The sequence below is a fragment of the Enterobacter sp. 296B2 genome, from assembly GCF_034106185.1.
Taxonomy (GTDB): Bacteria; Pseudomonadota; Gammaproteobacteria; order Enterobacterales; family Enterobacteriaceae; genus Enterobacter; species Enterobacter cloacae_N.
In genome coordinates, this window is the sequence record NZ_JAWNCA010000032.1 from 1 (window position 1) to 19,301 (window position 19,301).

General features: G+C 56.3%; 19 protein-coding genes. 7 read left to right on the plus strand and 12 right to left on the minus strand.

Translation table 11 applies throughout. From position 1 onward, the window contains the following. Positions 1-44: 44 nt before the first annotated feature. From URZ40_RS19360 to URZ40_RS19375, 4 genes are all read right to left on the minus strand, one after another. Entirely contained in the window at positions 45-1,310 is a 1,266-nt protein-coding gene (locus tag URZ40_RS19360; protein ID WP_316380699.1) for an MFS transporter, read from the minus strand. Positions 1,311-1,354: 44 nt separating this feature from the next. After that, a complete protein-coding gene (locus URZ40_RS19365) occupies positions 1,355-3,478 on the minus strand; it encodes an alpha-galactosidase (RefSeq protein ID WP_320720999.1) in 2,124 nt (707 codons plus the stop codon). 104 nt (positions 3,479-3,582) lie between these two features. After that, on the minus strand, positions 3,583-4,578 hold the full coding sequence (locus tag URZ40_RS19370; protein ID WP_320721000.1) for a LacI family DNA-binding transcriptional regulator: 996 nt from the start codon (positions 4,576-4,578) through the stop codon (positions 3,583-3,585). A 17-nt stretch (positions 4,579-4,595) separates the two neighbouring features. Beyond that, entirely contained in the window at positions 4,596-5,144 is a 549-nt protein-coding gene (locus tag URZ40_RS19375) for a helix-turn-helix domain-containing protein (RefSeq protein ID WP_116343753.1), read from the minus strand. A 103-nt stretch (positions 5,145-5,247) separates the two neighbouring features. Here URZ40_RS19375 and URZ40_RS19380 point away from each other — a divergent pair, with 103 nt between their 5' ends. Then, positions 5,248-5,907, plus strand: a complete 660-nt coding sequence (locus URZ40_RS19380) for an AzlC family ABC transporter permease (protein WP_116343752.1) — start codon at positions 5,248-5,250, stop codon at positions 5,905-5,907. Then, positions 5,907-6,230 carry an AzlD domain-containing protein gene (locus URZ40_RS19385; RefSeq protein ID WP_116343751.1) on the plus strand — a complete coding sequence of 108 codons (324 nt, stop codon included), beginning with the start codon at positions 5,907-5,909 and terminating at the stop codon, positions 6,228-6,230. The genes URZ40_RS19380 and URZ40_RS19385 overlap by 1 nt, the downstream gene beginning before the upstream one ends. Before the next feature lie 39 nt (positions 6,231-6,269). On the opposite strand, the gene URZ40_RS19390 is transcribed toward URZ40_RS19385, so the two are convergent. Then, complete coding sequence (locus URZ40_RS19390) at positions 6,270-6,482, minus strand: DUF1471 domain-containing protein (RefSeq protein WP_023309747.1); 213 nt, start codon at positions 6,480-6,482, stop codon at positions 6,270-6,272. Between the two features lie 114 nt (positions 6,483-6,596). Further along, positions 6,597-7,433 (minus strand): formate dehydrogenase accessory sulfurtransferase FdhD, encoded by an 837-nt coding sequence (fdhD, locus tag URZ40_RS19395; RefSeq protein WP_320721001.1) that lies wholly within the window; start codon positions 7,431-7,433, stop codon positions 6,597-6,599. Between the two features lie 371 nt (positions 7,434-7,804). Between fdhD and fdnG the strand changes: the two genes are divergently transcribed. From fdnG to URZ40_RS19420, 5 genes are all read left to right on the plus strand, one after another. After that, positions 7,805-10,855, plus strand: a complete 3,051-nt coding sequence (fdnG, locus tag URZ40_RS19400; RefSeq protein ID WP_166712631.1) for a formate dehydrogenase-N subunit alpha — start codon at positions 7,805-7,807, stop codon at positions 10,853-10,855. Positions 10,856-10,867: 12 nt separating this feature from the next. Further along, positions 10,868-11,770: a formate dehydrogenase subunit beta gene (gene fdxH, locus URZ40_RS19405; protein ID WP_003861960.1), complete on the plus strand. Its 903-nt coding sequence runs from the start codon at positions 10,868-10,870 to the stop codon at positions 11,768-11,770. Further along, positions 11,767-12,402 (plus strand): formate dehydrogenase cytochrome b556 subunit, encoded by a 636-nt coding sequence (fdoI, locus tag URZ40_RS19410; RefSeq protein ID WP_010436852.1) that lies wholly within the window; start codon positions 11,767-11,769, stop codon positions 12,400-12,402. The genes fdxH and fdoI overlap by 4 nt, the downstream gene beginning before the upstream one ends. Further along, complete coding sequence (gene fdhE / locus URZ40_RS19415; protein ID WP_116343748.1) at positions 12,399-13,328, plus strand: formate dehydrogenase accessory protein FdhE; 930 nt, start codon at positions 12,399-12,401, stop codon at positions 13,326-13,328. Before fdoI ends, fdhE begins: the two co-directional genes overlap by 4 nt. A 315-nt stretch (positions 13,329-13,643) precedes the next feature. Beyond that, on the plus strand, positions 13,644-14,564 hold the full coding sequence (locus URZ40_RS19420) for an alpha/beta hydrolase (protein WP_320721002.1): 921 nt from the start codon (positions 13,644-13,646) through the stop codon (positions 14,562-14,564). 8 nt (positions 14,565-14,572) lie between these two features. Here URZ40_RS19420 and fabY read toward each other — a convergent pair whose 3' ends face one another. The 6 genes from fabY to URZ40_RS19450 form a co-directional block, all read right to left on the minus strand. Beyond that, positions 14,573-15,514: a fatty acid biosynthesis protein FabY gene (gene fabY, locus URZ40_RS19425; protein WP_162875000.1), complete on the minus strand. Its 942-nt coding sequence runs from the start codon at positions 15,512-15,514 to the stop codon at positions 14,573-14,575. A 44-nt stretch (positions 15,515-15,558) separates the two neighbouring features. Further along, entirely contained in the window at positions 15,559-15,996 is a 438-nt protein-coding gene (gene dtd / locus URZ40_RS19430) for a D-aminoacyl-tRNA deacylase (protein ID WP_008501836.1), read from the minus strand. Beyond that, complete coding sequence (locus tag URZ40_RS19435) at positions 15,993-16,874, minus strand: virulence factor BrkB family protein (protein ID WP_045260235.1); 882 nt, start codon at positions 16,872-16,874, stop codon at positions 15,993-15,995. The genes dtd and URZ40_RS19435 overlap by 4 nt, the downstream gene beginning before the upstream one ends. Continuing rightward, positions 16,868-17,467 (minus strand): glucose-1-phosphatase, encoded by a 600-nt coding sequence (yihX, locus tag URZ40_RS19440; RefSeq protein WP_116343744.1) that lies wholly within the window; start codon positions 17,465-17,467, stop codon positions 16,868-16,870. The genes URZ40_RS19435 and yihX overlap by 7 nt, the downstream gene beginning before the upstream one ends. 88 nt (positions 17,468-17,555) lie before the next feature. Next, entirely contained in the window at positions 17,556-18,026 is a 471-nt protein-coding gene (locus URZ40_RS19445) for a hypothetical protein (RefSeq protein ID WP_116343743.1), read from the minus strand. After that, positions 18,023-18,766, minus strand: coding sequence for a winged helix-turn-helix domain-containing protein (locus tag URZ40_RS19450; protein ID WP_320721003.1), 744 nt, complete (start codon positions 18,764-18,766; stop codon positions 18,023-18,025). Before URZ40_RS19450 ends, URZ40_RS19445 begins: the two co-directional genes overlap by 4 nt. Positions 18,767-19,301: the final 535 nt, after the last annotated feature.

Here is a 19,301-nt window from a genome sequence, read left to right on the forward strand (position 1 = left end):
CCTCCAATTGAACCCGCGCTGCCGCGTCAGGGGCAGCGCTTTACCTAGCTAGCTTCAATCGTATGGCTACGCGCCGCAATCTCCCGTTTGCTGCTCAGCGTAAACGCCGACACCACCGTAATCGCCAGCACGAAGCAGCCCAGCATCAGATACGTCTCCTGGAAGCCGATCCGGTCATACATATTCCCGGCAAAGGCGGAGAGGAAAATTGCCGCCGACTGTTTGGCAAACTGGAAGCCAATCAGGTAGATAGTGGCCGACAGGCGAGTATCAAACACCCCGGTGATGTACTTGAACGCGCCCACCAGCAGGAACGGCACCTCCAGCGCGTGCAGCATCTTCAGGGCAATCACCTCCACGGCGGTGGTGGCGAACGACGAGCCGATAATGCGCGTCGCCATAATCACCCCGGCGATCAGCAGCGTATTTTTCGCGCCGATGCGGTTAATGATCCACGGCGAGCAGAACATGATGATAGCGTTACAGATTTCTCCGGCAGTGGTAGCAAAACCAAAGGCGCGGGTCCCCTCCTGCGGCGTGGCGAAGAAGGTTTTGAAGAAGGTGGCAAACTGCTGGTCGAAGACGTCATACACGCAGGCCACGCCGATCACGTACAGAATGAACATCCACATTCTGCGCTGGCGGAACAGGTTAAAGACGGTTCTGGCGGTGATCTGCGGCTGGTTGGCGCCCAGCGCATTCATTACCTGCGCCGTCTGGTTGGGCTTTGGCTTCGCGACCACCAGCAGCAGCATCAGTAGCAGCGCCGCCGCCGATCCCATCCAGAAGACGTACGACGGGTCAATGCCGAACAGGATGCCGCCCGTTGAGGCGCACAGCCCCCAGCCGAGACAGCCAAACATGCGCGCCTTGCCGTATTCAAAGAAGCTGTTGCGGCTCACGCGTTCGATGTAGGCCTCAATCGCCCCCGATCCTGCCGAGAAAACAAAGCCGATATACAGCCCGCCGCTCAGCGCGCCCAGCCAGATATTGGCTTTCAGCAGCGGCGCGAAGACGTACAGGAAGAACGGTGCGAACAGAAACAGCAGCACCGAGATGATCCACAGCAGGTGTTTTTTCAGCCCCAGCTTGTCTGAAATCACCCCCAGCACTGGCTGGAACGCGATGGCGGACAGCGAGATACAGGAGAAAACAATCCCGGTATGGGTTTTGTTCAGGCCGATGATGTCCGACAGCCAAATCGGCAGGAACGGAAAGCAGGTGGCCATGATGAAGAAGTAGAGAAAGAAGAACAGCCCGAAGATCCAGAAGTTAGGGTTGTCTTTGTGGGTACAGGTTGTTGCGTTCATTATTTTTATCCTCAACGGAGGGCCGGTTGCCCGGCCCGTCACCCTTACACGCGTTCCACGCCAATCAGAATGGCGGTTTCCGGATCCAGAATCGGCAGCGCAATGCCCGCCTGCATCAGCCATTCACCGCTCACCGTTTGCGGTGCGGCCATCCACGCCGGCAGCCTGCGCATGGTGTGCCCACCCTTACCCGTAATCTGAATATTCGGGTGATCGAGCAGCGTGATGCGGTACCGCGCTCGGGCGTCCAGCCCCGGCATGCGCAGCGGCATCATCAGGGTGTAATCCGGCATCGCCAGCTGGCTGACCATAAACAGCCCTTGGGTCTTGTCTTCGCTCACTATACCCTGCGCCAGCGTGGTGGCGTCCGGCATATCGATGCGCCACTGCGTACCGGTGTGGATAACCGCTCGCCACTGCTTGTGTAGTGCGGCGTAACGGCGATAGCCTTCGCGCTCCTGCGCGTCCACGGTGAGCGGATCCAGCTCCAGTCCCATATGGCCAAACAGCGCCGTCAGCCCGCGGAAAGCGATGCTGTGCTGGCGAAAGGTGGCGTGGCATTTATGATGACCGATATGCGCGCCCATCACTTCCGGCGGAAAGAAGTAGCTCATGCCGCGCTGGATGGTGTTACGCTCCAGCGCGTCGTTGTTATCAGACGCCCAGAAACGGTGGCAGCGGGTCAGTACCTCGTAATCAATACGCCCGCCGCCGGAGGAGCAGGATTCAAACTCGATGTGCGGGAAGCGCTCGCCCAGCACGTCCAGCAGGCGGTAAAACTGGCGGGTCTGGGCATCGGCGGCAGCTTTGCCACTGTGGCCCGGCTGCACCAGCTCGCGGTTCATGTCCCACTTAACGTAGTCGACCGCATGTTCGCCCAGCAGCCAGCTCATGCGTTCCACCAGGTAATCAAAGGCCTCCGGGATGTTGAGATTGAGCACCAGCTGGTGTCGTCCGGTCACCTGGGGATAGCCCGGCAGCGCCAGTACCCAGTCAGGGTGCGCGCGGTACAGATCGGAATCCGGGTTGATCATCTCCGGCTCAACCCAGATGCCAAACTCCATGCCGAGCCGTTTGACGTGGTCGATCACCGGCGTCAGGCCGTTCGGGTATTTCTTCTCATCCAGATACCAGTCACCCAGCGCCGCGTGGTCGTCGTTGCGGCCCTTGAACCAGCCGTCATCGATGATAAAGCGCTCCACGCCCAGCGCGGCGGCCTCGTCCGCCATGCGCATGATGTAGTCCGGGTCGTGGTTGAAGTAGATCCCCTCCCAGGTATTGAGATGCACCGGGCGCGGTTTGTTTTCCGGGAAACGGATAATGTTGTCACGCAGGTAGCGGTGGAACTGCTGGCTCATACCGTTCAGGCCACGCGGGGAGTAGCTGGCATACAGACGCGGCGTCCAGAGCGTTTCGCCTTCATCAATCGCCATTTCACCCGGCAGGTAGAGCGCTTCGGCCTGCAGATAGCGGCGACCGTCGGTTTTCGCTTCCGCGCGCAGGCGGTGGTTGCCGCTCCAGCCCAGATGCGCGCCCCAGACGTCACCCTGCATTTCGCTGAACGACGGCGTACCGGCAATCAGCGCCGGGAAGTGTTCGTGGGAGGTTTTACCCCGGCGGTTTTCAATCACAAAGCTGTCGTGATCGAGCTTTACGCGGTGCGGCTGAAATTCTCTGATCCAGCGTCCGTGGAAGGCCATCACCTCCCGGGCGCGCTCGGCCACCGGTAGCGTAACGGCGAAGCGCTCCACCTGCCACGCCTGCGATTTCAGGTTGGTTAAGCCGTGGCGCACTACCAGCACGCCGCTGGCATCCAGCGCCAGTTCGCTGGTCAGGCGCAGGCCCGCATGTTCATCTTCCGCCGTTACCGTCAGGGTTTGCGCCTGCTGCTGTACGTCGGTGGTGCTGAATACCGGGGAACCGTCCAGCCCCTGCCGGTGCCCCTCAATGCCGGGTGAGCCAAACAGACCGTGCCCCAGCTCGGCCATCAGCGTAACCGGGGAGTCCACGTCCAGCCTGCCGTTGGCAACGGGGCGTACGAGCGTCGCAGCATCCTGCGGTGAAAAGTGGTGAAGGTGTGGCCCCCAGTAAAGCATTTCGGCAAACGGGCGCGTTTTTATCACCACGTCTACCGTGCTGCTTTCAAGTCGAAATATGGCATCTTGCATAAGACATCTCCTGTCATCGGGATGTCTTGAGTGTTGATCCGAAACGTTTCGGATACAAACCAAAACGTTTCGGATCTGTGATCGGGTTTGGAATTTCGCGCGGTTTAGGCCGTCTGGCCCGGGGAGAATTCCGGCTGCCAGAGCACCTGCAGCTGGGCAATGTCGTCGCCGTTAATTAGCTGACGCGTCATATCGGCTATCTGTTTGCCAACGCCCTGGCGGGTGGACTGGATCACCGCCGCCACGTCAATATCGACGATGCTATCCTGCGGCAGACCGTCATAGACCACCAGCGAGACTGCGTTGTCGCCGGATAAACGCCCCAGCTCCGCCAGCGCCATTGCTGCGCCGTCGCCGTGGGTGTTGCAGTCGGTAATGATGGCCGTGGGCGGCTGCGGCAGGGCGAGAAGCTCTTTTGTGGTGGCATACCCGACGCGGCGCGAAGGCGGCATGGCGCGCAGCCACTCGCTGGAAAGCCCAGCCTCACGCAGTGCATCCAGATAGCCCTGACGGCGTTGGGTAATGAACGCCTGATTATTACTCTCCCCCAGCAAGGCAATACGCTGATGTCCTTTTTCGATCAGCCAGCGGGTGGCCCTGTACGTACCGGCGTGATTGTCAAAATCAAACCACGCGTACGGCTGCGGGAGGTGGCTGCGCCCAAGCGCCAGGAAAGGAAAACCGGCGGCCTGAAGCTGCTCAAGACGCGGATCGTGATCCAGCGTATGCGCCACGATCAGCGCGTCGACGCGGCGGCTTTGTACCATGCGCATGTAGCTGTGCTTATCCGCCAGATCGTCGTCGGCGATGAGCAATAGGTCGATCTCATGCCGCGCCAGTTCGTGGCTAATTTCGCCGACCATGTCCATAAATACGCTGTTATTGAGCGGAACGGGATGGACCGGAAACACCAGCCCGACGGCGTCAATTTTGCCCATCTTCAGGCGGCGGGCGAAGGTATTGGGCCGGTAGCCACGGCGCTGGGCCTCCGCTTCCACGCGGGCGCGCGTCTCGGCGGAGACGTCGTCATATCCGTTGAGGGCGCGGCTGACGGTAGTGACAGACAGCCCCAGTTCTTTGGCAATGGCTTTAAGCGACATGAGTTTCCGTATCTCTGTTAGTTCTGTTCCGCCACCAGCAGCGCGTGCGTATCCGGCTCCAGCGCCTTAAAGATATGCGGCTGGTCAGCGGGGTAACAAATGTAATCCCCGGCGGCGAGTTCTTCCGCCGCGTCGATCAGGCCGACCAGGGCCCGCCCCTGCATCACAATAATATGCTCTACTGAGCCAGGCGGATGCGGCTGAGAAATACGATCGGCACCCGGCTGGGTCATCAGAAGATAGACATCCCGACGCGCGCCAGGTGGACATGCGGCGAGCAAAATGGCTTCATAATTTGCCTGCCCGGCCACCACTTTCGTGCCTTCACCACGGCGGATCACCTGCGTGGTCGGCTGCTGCGGCTCCAGCAAGCGGGCAAAAGGAATATCCAGCGCCACGCACAGTGACCACAACGTTTCCAGACTCGGGTTACCGTTGCCGGATTCCAGCTGGGAAAGCGTGGATTTAGCGATCCCGGCACGGCGGGCAATTTCCGCCAGCGAAAGCCCGGTTCGCAGGCGTTCTCGCACCAGGCTTTTGGCAATCACGCTGATTGGCTGCGTCATAAAAACGGCCTCTGCTTATCTATAACGAACGAATCGTTCGTCTTGTAAAACGGTTTTGATGCGTTCATTATAATGGAAATACGTTCGATATGGCTAAAATGGTATGAAGAATCCTCTCTCTTGCCTGAAAGGCGACACGATAAAAGCAATCATCCTGGTTTGCCTCGCGGTTGGGGTCGTTGGGATGTCCTACGGCTCGCTGGCGATGGCCTACGGTTTCCCACTCTGGGTGCCGTTTGTCCTCTCCCTCACCGTGCTGGCGGGCGCATCGGAGTTTATGTTTATCGGCATTGTGGCAAGCGGCGGCAATCCGCTGGCGGCAGCGGCCGCCGGTTTGCTGGTTAACGCGCGCCACGTGCCGTTTGGCGTGACGGTGCGTGAACTGGTGGGTAAACGGGGTTTGAGCTATCTCGGCTGTCACATCATGAACGATGAAAGCGTGGTTTTTGGCCTGTCGCAAAAAACGCCCGAGCAGCGTAAGGCAGCCTACTGGCTATGCGGCTTAGGCGTGGCGATTATCTGGCCGGTGGGCGCCCTGCTGGGTGCCATGGTCGGCAAACTGCTGCCGGCCCCGGAAACTATCGGGCTGGATGCAGTATTTCCGGCGATTTTACTGGCGTTAGTGGTACCTGCGTTTAAAAACCGTACCACGCTGATCCGCGCCTGCAGCGGTGCCGCATTATCACTGGCTGCCGTGCCGTTTGCCCCGGTGGGCTTACCGGTTCTGCTCTCGTTACTCGGTCTCGCTGCGAGGAAAAAATAATGGGAAACATGACGTTTTTTATTCTTGGCATCGCCATTTTGTCTGCGGGCACGTATTTAATGCGGCTTGGCGGGGCAAAGCTGGGCAACCGGCTGGCGCTCTCTGAACGGTCTCAGGCGCTGCTTTCGGACGCGGCAACGGTATTGCTGTTTTCCGTCGCGCTGGCGACCACGTTTTACGAAGGAGAACATTTCGCCGGGATGGCGCGCGTGCTGGGCGTGGCGTTTGCGGTGTTTCTCGCCTGGCGCAAAATGCCGTTAATTGTGGTGATCGTAGCGGCGGCAGTGGTGACCGCGCTGCTGCGCGTGGCGGGCATAAACTAAAAAAGCGCCCCGGGGGCGCTCTTTCGACGGTGTGACAGCTTATTTAGTCAGTTCAGCAGTCATGTGTACGCGGTTACCTGAGAACGCCTGGGTAATTTTGTAGGATGACGCGCCGGCTTCCTGAGCCTGAGCCGCGATTTTCGCTTCTGCGCCGTCAATGGTTGACGCGGTTGCGGTCACGGTCTGTGCAGCGAAAGAACCGAAAGAAGTAGCCAGAGCGATTACAGCGACAAAAGTTTTGATGCTTTTCATAATATAAACCCTTTCATTAAGTTGTTTAGGTAAGGCACCGTGCCTTGATGAGATAAATACTAGACCTCATCACGAACAACTAAAAGCGGAAGGATTTGCTATTATCATTCAAAATTACTGATTAACTATTAACCGCTGCGGATGGGTATAAATCGTCGCCCTTCCCGGCTTGCAGAAGCCTACCAGCGTCAGGTTGCAGCGCTCCGCGACATCCACCGCCAGCGTGGTTGCCGCCGACACCGCAAACAGGATCTCCACGCCGCACATGGCGGACTTCTGCACCATCTCATAGCTGGCGCGGCTCGATACGAGCGCGGCCCCCTGCTGCCAGACATCGCTTTCCCGCGCACGATGGCCTAATAGTTTGTCCAGCGCGACGTGTCGACCCACGTCTTCATGCCCTCCGGCAATATCCCCCGACGGCAGCACCCACGCCGCCGCGTGCGTACAGCCGCTCAGCTGGCCGATGGGCTGTACATCGTTGAGGTGCTCAAGCGCACGGTCGAGATGCGCCAGATTAAAGCTCTGGGTAAACGGCAGTGGCACAACGGGCTTGCCAATATCATTGAGCTGCTCAACGCCACACACGCCGCAGCCGGTACGCCCGGCCAGCGCGCGGCGGCGCTCTTTCAGCCCCATAAAGCGGCGGCTGGAAAGTTCGATTTGCACTTCAAGACCGTTGCAGGCCTGCACCACGTCCATGCCGTAGATCTCCTGCGGGTGCGCAATGATGCCTTCCGAGAGGGAAAAACCGATGGCGAACAGTTCGAGATCTTTCGGTGAAGCCATCATCACCACATGCGAAATACCGTTGTAAACGAGGGCAACGGGCACTTCTTCTGCCAGAAAATCCGGCGTGGCATGGGTAATGTGGGGCGGTCTGCGTACCGACAGTTCCACAATGCCCGCAGGCAATGGCGATGAACGGGTAGCACGGTTTTGTTTAGACACAGCGGTATTCCTGAACAACCACGGAAGAAAGCCTGCTATTGCAGCATAAACCACAGGCCTTACGCATAGTATGGATCAACTTTTCGACACTCATTCTCCTACTCATTAAGAAGGGGTGCAACCCGGCCCCTGCTACACCCCTTTAACATGCAGAGCTTGTAGTGTGATCAGTATCACACTTTATAATCAACACAGTGATAATACGTTCACTTTGTATTAACGCCGTTAGAACAGGTATACCGACATTGTGGTATTCTGATGATATCCCTCGGAGAAATGAGGGATTAACGCAAATTTTTCTCCTTTGCGGTCAATTCTCAACCGCGAAGTTAAAACTACATATATAAGCAATGTCGAACAAGGAGTGACCCATGCAGGTCAGCAGAAGGCAGTTCTTTAAGATCTGCGCTGGCGGTATGGCAGGCACCACGGCAGCGGCACTGGGCTTTGCGCCTGGCGTAGCGCTGGCGGAAACGCGGCAGTACAAACTGCTGCGCACCCGCGAAACCCGTAACACCTGTACGTACTGCTCCGTCGGCTGTGGGCTGTTGATGTATAGCCTCGGCGACGGTGCTAAAAACGCCAAAGCGTCTATTTTCCATATCGAAGGCGACCCGGATCATCCGGTCAACCGCGGTGCATTGTGCCCGAAAGGGGCCGGTCTGGTGGACTTTATCCACTCCGAAAGCCGCCTGAAATTCCCGGAATACCGCGCGCCTGGTTCCGACAAATGGCAGCAAATCAGCTGGGAAGAGGCGTTCGACCGCATCGCAAAACATATCAAAGAAGACCGCGATGCCAACTTTATTGAGAAGAACGCCGACGGCGTCACGGTTAACCGCTGGCTCTCCACCGGGATGCTGTGTGCTTCTGCCTCCAGTAACGAAACCGGTTATTTAACCCAGAAATTTACGCGCGCACTCGGTATGCTCGCGGTCGACAACCAGGCGCGTGTCTGACACGGACCAACGGTAGCAAGTCTTGCTCCAACATTTGGTCGCGGTGCGATGACCAACCACTGGGTCGACATCAAGAACGCCAACCTCATTGTGGTGATGGGCGGTAACGCCGCTGAAGCGCACCCTGTCGGGTTCCGCTGGGCGATGGAAGCCAAAATCCACAACGGTGCGAAACTGATTGTGATCGATCCCCGCTTTACGCGTACTGCGTCAGTGGCGGATTTCTACACCCCTATTCGTTCAGGTACTGACATCACTTTCCTGTCAGGCGTATTGCTGTACCTGATGACCAACGAAAAATATAACCGCGAATACACCGAAGCCTATACCAACGCCAGCCTGATCGTGCGTGAGGATTACCACTTCGAAGATGGCCTGTTCAGCGGTTACGACGCCGAAAAACGCAAATACGACAAAACCAGCTGGAACTACGAACTGGATGAGAAAGGCTTTGCGAAGCGCGACACCACCCTGCAACACCCGCGCTGCGTGTGGAACCTGCTGAAAGAGCACGTTTCCCGCTATACGCCGGAAGTTGTTGAGAACATTTGCGGTACGCCGAAGGCGGACTTCCTGAAGGTGTGTGAGCTTATCGCTGAAACCAGCGCGAAGGACAAAACCGCGTCGTTCCTGTATGCACTCGGCTGGACGCAGCACTCCATCGGCGCGCAGAACATCCGTACCATGGCGATGGTGCAGTTGCTGCTCGGCAACATGGGGATGGCAGGCGGCGGCGTGAACGCCCTGCGCGGCCACTCCAACATTCAGGGTCTGACTGACCTCGGCCTGCTGTCTCAAAGCCTGCCGGGTTACATGAACCTGCCAAGCGAGAAACAGACCGACCTGCAGACCTACCTGACGGCCAGCACGCCAAAACCGCTGCTCGAAGGCCAGGTGAACTACTGGGGCAACTATCCGAAGTTCTTCGTCTCGATGATGAAAGCCTTCTTCGGCGACAAAGCGACGGCGGAAAACAGCTGGGGCTTTGACTGGCTGCCGAAGTGGGACAAAGGCTACGACGTTCTGCAGTATTTCGAGATGATGCACCAGGGCAAAGTGAACGGCTATCTGTGCCAGGGCTTTAACCCGGTTGCCTCGTTCCCGAACAAGAACAAGGTTGTTGAGTCTCTGTCGAAGCTGAAGTTCCTGGTAACGATTGACCCGCTCAATACCGAGACCTCAACCTTCTGGCAGAACCACGGTGAATCGAACGACGTCGATCCGTCGAAGATTCAGACTGAAGTGTTCCGTCTGCCATCAACCTGCTTCGCGGAAGAGAACGGTTCTATCGTCAACTCAGGCCGCTGGCTGCAGTGGCACTGGAAAGGCGCGGACGCCCCGGGCATCGCCATGAACGACGGCGAGATCCTGGCCGGTATCTTCTTACGCCTGCGTAAGATGTATGCGGAAGAAGGCGGCGCGAACCCGGAACCAGTGCTCAACATGACCTGGAACTACTCGACGCCGGAAAACCCTGCGCCGGAAGAAGTGGCGATGGAGAGCAACGGTAAGGCGCTGGCGGACGTTATCGACCCGGCCACCGGTACCGTGCTGGCGAAGAAAGGCGATCAGCTCAGCACCTTCGCGCACCTGCGCGATGACGGCACCACGTCAAGCGGCTGCTGGATCTTCGCCGGTAGCTGGACGCCGAAGGGCAACCAGATGGCCAACCGCGATAACGCCGACCCGTCGGGCCTCGGCAATACGCTAGGCTGGGCATGGGCGTGGCCGCTCAACCGCCGTATCCTCTATAACCGCGCATCCGCTGACCCGCAGGGCAACCCGTGGGATCCGAAGCGTCAGCTTCTGAAGTGGGACGGCGCGAAATGGGGCGGCGTGGATATTCCGGACTACAGCACCGCCGCACCGGGCAGTGACGTTGGGCCGTTTATCATGCAGCCTGAAGGGATGGGACGCCTGTTTGCTATCGATAAGATGGCGGAAGGTCCGTTCCCGGAACACTACGAGCCGTTTGAGACGCCGCTGGGCACCAACCCGCTGCACCCGAACGTGGTTTCTAACCCGGCAGCCCGTATCTTCAAGAGCGATTTTGAAGCGCTGGGTAAAAAGGACAAGTTCCCGTACGTGGGCACTACCTACCGTCTGACCGAGCACTTCCACTACTGGACCAAGCACGCGCTGCTCAACGCCATCGCGCAGCCGGAACAGTTTGTGGAGATCGGCGAGAAGCTGGCGAACAAGCTCGGCATCGCCCATGGCGATACCGTGAAGGTCTCCTCTAACCGCGGCTATATCAAAGCCAAGGCGGTGGTGACCAAGCGTATTCGCACGCTGAACGTTCACGGTCAGCAGGTGGATACCATCGGCATCCCAATTCACTGGGGCTATGAGGGCGTGGCGAAGAAAGGGTTCATTGCGAACACCCTGACGCCGTTTGTCGGCGATGCGAACACGCAGACGCCGGAGTTTAAGGCCTTCCTCGTGAACGTGGAAAAGGTGTAACGGAGACGACTTATGGCTTATCAATCTCAAGACATTATCCGTCGTTCCGCGACTAACGGTTTCACGCCCGCGCCTCAGGCGCGGGACCACCAGCAGGAAGTGGCGAAACTTATCGACGTGACCACCTGTATCGGCTGTAAAGCCTGTCAGGTGGCCTGTTCAGAGTGGAACGACATCCGTGACGAAGTGGGTCACAACGTCGGGGTGTACGACAACCCGGCAGACCTGACCGCCAAGTCCTGGACGGTGATGCGTTTCTCTGAAGTGGAGCAGAACGACAAGCTGGAATGGCTTATCCGCAAAGACGGCTGTATGCACTGTGCGGATCCGGGCTGCCTGAAGGCATGTCCGTCAGAAGGGGCTATCATTCAGTATGCCAACGGCATCGTCGACTTCCAGTCCGAACAGTGCATCGGCTGCGGCTACTGCATCGCCGGCTGCCCGTTCGACGTGCCGCGCATGAACCCGGAAGACAACCGCGTCTATAAATGCACGCTGTGCGTTGACCGCGTTAACGTGGGCCAGGAGCCTGCATGCGTGAAGACCTGCCCAACCGGCGCTATCCACTTTGGCTCCAAAGAGGATATGAAAACGCTGGCGGCAGAGCGCGTGGGCGAGTTGAAAACACGTGGTTACGATAACGCGGGCCTGTACGATCCGGCCGGGGTTGGCGGTACGCACGTCATGTACGTGCTGCACCACGCCGACAAGCCGAACCTGTATCACGGCCTGCCGGAGAACCCGGAAATCAGCGCCACCGTGAAGTTCTGGAAAGGCATCTGGAAACCGCTGGCAGCGGTCGGTTTTGCTGCCACCTTCGCAGCGAGCATCTTCCACTACGTCGGCGTTGGTCCGAACCGCGCGGAAGAGGAAGACGACAACCTGCATGAAGAGAAAGACGAGGTGCGCAAATGAGAAAACGTGACACCATCGTGCGCTACACCGCACCGGAACGCATCAACCACTGGGTCACCGCCTTCTGCTTCATGCTGGCGGCGATAAGCGGGCTGGGGTTCTTCTTCCCGTCCTTCAACTGGCTGATGCAGGTACTGGGCACGCCGCAGCTGGCGCGCATCCTTCACCCGTTCGTGGGTGTGGTGATGTTTGCCTCGTTTATCATCATGTTTTTCCGCTACTGGCACCATAACCTAATCAATCGGGATGATATCTTTTGGGCGAAGAATATTCGTAAGATCGTCGTCAACGAGGAAGTGGGTGATACCGGGCGTTATAACTTCGGCCAGAAATGCGTATTCTGGGCGGCGATTATCTTCCTGGTCCTGTTGCTGGTGAGCGGCGTGATCATCTGGCGTCCGTACTTTGCGCCTGCTTTCTCAATCCCGGTGATCCGATTCGCGCTGATGCTGCATTCATTTGCCGCAGTGGCGTTAATTGTGGTTATCATGGTGCATATTTACGCCGCCCTCTGGGTGAAAGGCACCATTACCGCGATGGTGGAAGGATGGGTAACCAGCACGTGGGCGAAGAAACATCACCCGCGCTGGTACCGAGAGGTCCGCCAGAAACAGGAAAAGTCATCTGAATGAGTATTCGCATAATCCCGCAAGATGAGCTGGGGTCGAGCGAGAAACGCACGGCGGAGTATATTCCGCCGTTGTTATTCCCCAGACTCAAGAACCTCTACAACCGCCGCGCAGAGCGTCTGCGCGAGCTGGCAGAGAACAACCCGCTGGGCGATTTTCTGCGTTTTGCCGCGCTGGTCGCCCACGCGCAGGAAGTGGTGCTATACGACCACCCGCTGCAAATGGATCTGACCGCGCGCATCAAAGAGGCCAACGCGCAGGGCAAGCCGCCGCTGGACATTCACGTCCTGCCGCGCGACAAGCACTGGCATAAACTGCTGCATTCGCTGATTGCCGAGCTGAAGCCGGAGATGAGCGGCACGGCGCTGGCGGTCATTGAGAATCTGGAAAAAGCCTCTGACCTGGAACTGGAAGAGATGGCGAGCGCGCTGTTTGCCTCCGACTTCTCGCTGGTCAGCAGCGATAAAGCACCATTTATCTGGGCTGCGCTGTCGCTCTACTGGGCGCAAATGGCGAGCCTGATCCCGGGCAAAGCCCGCGCCGAATACGGCGAGGCGCGCCAGTTCTGCCCGGTCTGCGGCTCCATGCCCGTCTCCAGCATGGTACAAATCGGCACCACGCAGGGGCTGCGCTACCTGCACTGCAACCTGTGTGAAACCGAGTGGCACGTGGTGCGCATCAAGTGCAGCAACTGCGAGCAGACCCGCGACCTGAACTACTGGTCGCTGGAAAATGAAGAAGCGGCGGTGAAAGCGGAAAGCTGCGGCGACTGCGGGACCTACCTGAAGATTCTGTATCAGGAAAAAGACCCGAAAGTCGAAGCGGTGGCCGACGATCTCGCCTCGCTGATTCTGGACGCGAAAATGGAGCAGGAGGGCTTTGCCCGCAGCTCGATTAACCCGTTCCTGTTCCCGGGTGAAGGGGAGTAATCTCCTGTGACAGTGCCGGGCGGCGCGCGCTTGCCCGGCCTACAACTCGACAGCAATACCAGCCATCTTATATGCCAGATGCTCTTCAGCCCGTAGTCCTGGATCCGTCTAAAGACGCGTTATCGCTTTAGCATCGCTTCCACGACAAATCTCAGGCAACATCCGCACTTTATGTCTGTGACGAAGGCAGATAATAAAAAAGCTCTCGCCTTTGCGAGCCGCTTTCCAGGTTGTTGCCCTCAACACTATTCTTGTTTTCTTTTGAATCAAACCAGGCTATAAAACTGTTCATCCATACAGTAAAAGGGAATTTTCATGGCACTGGAACAGGGTATTGCACAGCTGGTTCAGGGATTTATCGCTGCAGGTCGGCCCTCGTCGCGTCGCCAGAGCATTGAGGTGCGACGAGCAGGCTATATTGCCAGCACGGGGCTTGCCGGGGAGACCGAAACGCGCGTTCAGGTGGAAACGCTTGTTCTTGAAGGTCTTACCATTCGGGTATTTTCACCTCTTAATGCGCCTGAAATATTGCCTGCTGCCATCTACTATCACGGTGGATGCTTTATCAGCGGCGGCTTTGATACCCATGACAACCAACTCCGTCAGTTAGCCTGCTACGGCAATTGCCGGGTGGTTGCGATTCAGTACAGGCTGGCGCCGGAGCATACCTTCCCCACCGCACATGACGATGCGGAAAGAGGTGCGGATCTGGTCTGGCAGTATGCAGACGAATTAGGCGTAGATAAGAACCGGCTCACCCTCTGTGGAGACAGCGCAGGAGGGCATCTGGCGCTGGTAACGGCGCTGCGGCTTAAGGCTAAAGGGCTGTGGCAGCCTGTACAGCTTATTCTTATCTACCCCATGCTCGACGCCACGGCCAGTTTTGAAAGCTATACCCTCAACGGCATGGATTACGTGATCACTCGCGATACCCTGCTGAGCGGCTATGAAATATATCTGGCTGGATCCGACCGTAAGCATCCTGAGGTTAGCCCGCTGTGGCGGGAAGACTTCAGCGGCCTGCCAGCTGTCCATATCGTTACCGCTGAGTACGATCCGTTATGCGATGAGGGGGAGGCGCTGTTTCAACGCCTCACGGAGCAAGGGGTGGCGTGTACCGCTCAGCGCTGGCTGGGCGTCATCCATGGCTTCTTTCAGCTTGGCGGCATTAGCCAGTCTGCGCGAGACGTTATGCGGGATATCGCCGGGCGGATTCAGCACGCCCGGGGAGTGTGAACAGGAGATCACTCCTCCTCGTTTCCACCCTCTTCATACGCACCGTACGGCTTCGCAGGGAGAACGATATAGGTGCCTTCAAACACCGCGCCCGGCGTTTCATCGCCGAACAGCTCAACCTGCATCTGCACGCGTGCTTTTCGGCCACGCGCCAGACGGTCAAGATCACCACCCAGCGCGCCAAGGTCCGCCACCGCGCTCGGCTTGCCGCTTATCGGTGCGCTATAGCGAATGTGGGCATCGGCCAGAATAATGGTGCCGCCGAGATGCCGCTCGCGCAGCATTAGCCAGATCAGCCCCCAACCGGTGAGCGTCGCCAGGGAAAACAGACTGCCGGCAAACAGGGTGTGGTGAGGGTTCTGATTGCCGGTTTCCGGCATGGTGGTAATGAATTTTTGCCCGGTGTACTGCTGGATGCGCACGCCCATTTTTTCACTCAGAGGGATGTGTTCATACCAGGCCTGCTGCAGCTGCCCGCACCAGTCCGCGCGATGGAGAATGTCGTCCAGCGTGGCGATGGGTTTGATCATCAAAAAGTGACGAATCGGCGTGGTTTGCGGAGCAGTAATTTCACCCTGGTTAACAAAACCAAGTTTGGCAAAGAACTCTACAGCATCTTCGCGGGCGCTACAGGTGACGCGTTTAACGCCTTCCTGACGGGCGACGGACTCCAGCGTCATCGCCATTAACGTCCCCAGACCTTTGTCCTGCACGGAGGGATGAACCGCCATAAAGCGAATAGAGGCTTCGTTATCGGCGTTGATATACAAACGCCCGACGGCAACAAGGTTGCCCTCTTCGTCCATCACCATCTGATGGTGGGCCATCGCGTCCCAGGCATCGCGTTCAGAGCCTTTTGGCTGATGCAGTGGCTTGCGCAGCATTTCCCAGCGGAACTGGTAATAAGCGTCTAACTCTTCTTCCGTTTGCGGTACTCGAAGGTGATACATAGCTGTACTCTCTCTTGTTACCCGCGGCCACGCCGCCAGTTGGCTCATACCTGGAGCCAGAATGTGACGGGGCCATCGTTCACCAGCGAGACCTGCATATCTGCAGCGAATCGTCCGGTTTGCGTATTCATTTCCTGTTGGCGACAACGCTCAACAAAGTACTCGTAAAGTGCTTCAGCACGATCGGGCGCGGCGCCTTTAGAGAAACTCGGGCGCATGCCGCGCTCGGTATCCGCTGCCAGCGTAAACTGGGAAACCACCAGCACGCTCCCGCCCGCCTGCTGGACGTTCAGGTTCATCTTGCCTTCCGCATCGCTGAATATGCGGTAGCCCAGCACGCGCTCGCATAAGCGGTTAGCTTTTTGTTCGTCATCATCCTTTTCGACACCTAACAACACCAAAAGTCCTGGGCCAATTTCACCCGTCACCTCTCCCTCCACGGTGACGCTGGCACGGGTTACGCGCTGTATCAATGCAATCATGGTTGGTCTGCTTCTAATTGTTTTTCAGCTTCTGCTGCTTTTTTAAGTTCGCGGTATACGCCGAGAGTGACAGTTATTTCGGCGCCAAGCAAGACGATACACCAGGTCCAGTAAACCCAGACAAACAAAATGGGGATCACCGCCAGCACGCCGTAAATCAGCTGATAAGAGGGGAACATGGTGATGTAAAGGGCAAACCCTTTTTTACCCAGTTCAAAAAGCACTGCCGCCACCAGCGCCCCAACTACCGCATCTCGGTTAGGCACGCGCGTGGTCGGTACAACGCTATAGAGCAGCCAGAACGAGAGCCATGACAGGATCAGCGGAAAAATACGCAGCACATTATCAATTACGCTGTTTAAATCACTCGCCCAGCGCAAGGAGAGAAGATATGAGCTGATTGCCAGACTCGCCCCGGCCAGCAATGGCCCCAGTGTTAAGATCATCCAGTAAACGGCAAAGGAATAGACCTTAGGACGGATTTTTTTGCTTCGCCAGATGGTGTTAAGCGCGCTGTCGATGGAGTACATCAGCAGCAGCGCGGTAACGATAAGGCCGCACGCCCCCACCGCCGTCATCTTGCTGGAGTTGGCAACAAACTGCTCGATGTAGTTCTGGATAACATCCCCGGTGGCCGGGATGAAGTTCGCGAAGACGAAATGGCGAAGCTGCAGGCTGACGTCCGCAAACATCGGGAAGGCGGAAAAGAGCGCAAAGATAACCGCCACCAGCGGCACTAACGAGAGCAACGACACGTAGGCGAGGTTACCCGCCAGCGTGGTCATGTTGTCCTCATCAATACGGTGCCAGAGCAGCTTCAGCCAGGCCCTCAGTGGGCGAGTATGATGCGTGGCTTTTTGATGAACGGTTTTTAGCATAACTGCTTCGCAAAGTAGTTCGGTATCGTCTCTTTTCCGGTCACCAGAATTGACGTGATACCCAACTGGTTAGCTCCCTCTATATTATCGGCGTTGTCGTCGAAAAAGACCGCATCGGCCGCGGTGAATCCTTCTGCCTGCAGAACAGCCTGATAAATTCGCGCTTCAGGCTTACGCATACCCATCTCTTGCGAAAGATAGATTTTATCTGCCGCCGCCTTAACCTCGGGGTATTCCTCCGGCCAGAAGGTGGTGTGCAGGCGGTTGGTGTTCGACAACACCACCACCCGATGCCCCTGCTCGCGCAGTTTGTGCATAATGTCGATCACCTCAGGCCGGATGGCGACAAATACCGCCTGCCAGCCATGGGAAAACTGTTCATAGCTTAACGAAAGCCCCATCTCCTGGCAGAAGCGTTCAGCAAACGCTTCATCGCCGATCTCGCCGCGCTCATGCTGATGGAAGGTCTCACCCATCGCAAAATTCTGCTTTAACGTCGCCAGCGGAACACGGCTAAAGTCGCTCCAGGCACCCAGCACCCGGTTAAAATCGATATCGACGATTACGTTTCCTAAGTCAAAGATATAAAGCATGTTTATCTCCTGCTCGCCGTGGAGAAGTAACTGTAGCGGGAATCACGAGATTTGACTATGCGTGCCGTCTAAGGTGTGCGATCGATTTTTACGGCGCGTTTTTACGACAGTACAGCGAAGGGACGTTTGACGCGGCAAAAAGCCAGGCTCCGCGATACTCATCAATCATCAGGCTCAGATCTCTTCCCGGCGTGCGATAAAAGCCCGGCAGGGTTGCATTGATATCGGTCTCATCCGCCCTATCAGCAAAGGTTTTAACAATACGATCGTTATTTAATACACGCGCATTCTGATGATAGCTGTAGTGGAAATAGATGGTACGGTTAACTTCAGAAACCGCGTGACCAAACAATTTACCGTTAATGACAGCAGTTCCTTCCCTATGCTGCATTCGCCAGGAAACGGTACCTACAAACCGGTTTTTACCAATCGTCCACTCTACATCACCTGTACAGCGTATCGGCTTACTTGAAAAATGCGAATACGCTAACCAGCCGCTGGTAATAGCAGCCCCCAGAAACGCCCCCAGTAAAATAATACGGTTCCCGAGTATCTTCATTGCTCATGCGCCCAAAAATAATGCGTGGTACATAACGCCGTCGCGTCATGTCGCGCATCGTTATTACAGACAAATGCCGCGATTCGCTCCGTTTTACTATAGCCGATGAGAAAAACGTACCGGTTCTCGGCACACAGGGCAGGATAATTCTTTAACAAGCGCAGGTAATGGTCCTGCATAGGTTCATTAGGCGCATAAAAAGGCTGGCAGGGGCCGACCTTACTGCCCGTTGAGAGCGGAATATAATTACTGAACGGCATCGTCAGGTGGTGTTTATATAACACCACTCCGTTGATAAGTACGATCAGTAAAAGCACAGTGGTGGTAATGATCAACCAGACCGGTCTCTGTATCACGGTGTCAGCAACTGTTTCCTCGTCTTTATTGACTATCACCGCCTCAGTGGTTGGGGTAAATACCTCAACGTGGGTTGTTTTGGAAAGCATCAGCCCACGACGCGAAATCGTTTTAACGGTATCACGCGGTAACCCCACCTCAGCCAGCGCATTGCGCAAAGTCAAAATGGCCTGATAAAAGGTATTTGGGGTTGTAACGTCATTACGCTCCCCCCATCCCACCACCATTAACTGATTTTGCGAAATAATTTCTCCGGGGTGGGTAACGAGATAAAGAAAACAGAGATTAGCAGGAAGCTGCAATTGTATCGTGCGCCCGGATATGGGATTCGCCAGGGTTTTGTTTTCCGGATCATACTCGACCAGTTTGTTAATGAGATACAATTTTACTTTCCTCAGCAATAACAATATTTAATCCTAAACACCCTAAACACTTACGAATATTTAACAACAGTATAGGTCACGATGATTAGGGTGCGAGAACACCATACCTAAGATTAAAATCAAACTATTATTTTTCAAACAGTTACATTGATGTTTTCTTAGGTGAGTCTCAGCTAAACCCACATAATGAGATTTCATTACACTTCGCCAGGCCGAATAATTATATTGAGTTCCACATTGAGAAGAGACTGACGTCCAGGCAGATCGAGGAGAAGAATCTTTAGCTATTAGTGCTATTCCCTGAATCTTCTTCCAGGCTTTTTTTTGCCGAATAATCTTAAAGGATTGATGAATATTCCTGGATTATGTCTGGCTACTGATGTTATGCCGTTATGGCTACAGCCTGACAAAATAGATACCGCCAGGAATTTATTTTAACTGCCGCTATTTTTCATAAACACGTCAGGATCCCTGGATATGTTTCAAGATTGACACATTTGAAAGGCAGTGAAATATTGACAATGAAAATAAGACA

Coding starts and splice junctions, on each gene's coding strand:
- URZ40_RS19360 (WP_316380699.1), bottom strand. CDS start 1,310: ATGAACGCAACAACCTGTACCCACAAAGACAACCCTAACTTCTGGATC.
- URZ40_RS19365 (WP_320720999.1), bottom strand. CDS start 3,478: ATGCAAGATGCCATATTTCGACTTGAAAGCAGCACGGTAGACGTGGTG.
- URZ40_RS19370 (WP_320721000.1), bottom strand. CDS start 4,578: ATGTCGCTTAAAGCCATTGCCAAAGAACTGGGGCTGTCTGTCACTACC.
- URZ40_RS19375 (WP_116343753.1), bottom strand. CDS start 5,144: ATGACGCAGCCAATCAGCGTGATTGCCAAAAGCCTGGTGCGAGAACGC.
- URZ40_RS19380 (WP_116343752.1), top strand. CDS start 5,248: ATGAAGAATCCTCTCTCTTGCCTGAAAGGCGACACGATAAAAGCAATC.
- URZ40_RS19385 (WP_116343751.1), top strand. CDS start 5,907: ATGGGAAACATGACGTTTTTTATTCTTGGCATCGCCATTTTGTCTGCG.
- URZ40_RS19390 (WP_023309747.1), bottom strand. CDS start 6,482: ATGAAAAGCATCAAAACTTTTGTCGCTGTAATCGCTCTGGCTACTTCT.
- fdxH (WP_003861960.1), top strand. CDS start 10,868: ATGGCTTATCAATCTCAAGACATTATCCGTCGTTCCGCGACTAACGGT.
- fdoI (WP_010436852.1), top strand. CDS start 11,767: ATGAGAAAACGTGACACCATCGTGCGCTACACCGCACCGGAACGCATC.
- fdhE (WP_116343748.1), top strand. CDS start 12,399: ATGAGTATTCGCATAATCCCGCAAGATGAGCTGGGGTCGAGCGAGAAA.
- URZ40_RS19420 (WP_320721002.1), top strand. CDS start 13,644: ATGGCACTGGAACAGGGTATTGCACAGCTGGTTCAGGGATTTATCGCT.
- fabY (WP_162875000.1), bottom strand. CDS start 15,514: ATGTATCACCTTCGAGTACCGCAAACGGAAGAAGAGTTAGACGCTTAT.
- dtd (WP_008501836.1), bottom strand. CDS start 15,996: ATGATTGCATTGATACAGCGCGTAACCCGTGCCAGCGTCACCGTGGAG.
- URZ40_RS19435 (WP_045260235.1), bottom strand. CDS start 16,874: ATGCTAAAAACCGTTCATCAAAAAGCCACGCATCATACTCGCCCACTG.
- yihX (WP_116343744.1), bottom strand. CDS start 17,467: ATGCTTTATATCTTTGACTTAGGAAACGTAATCGTCGATATCGATTTT.
- URZ40_RS19445 (WP_116343743.1), bottom strand. CDS start 18,026: ATGAAGATACTCGGGAACCGTATTATTTTACTGGGGGCGTTTCTGGGG.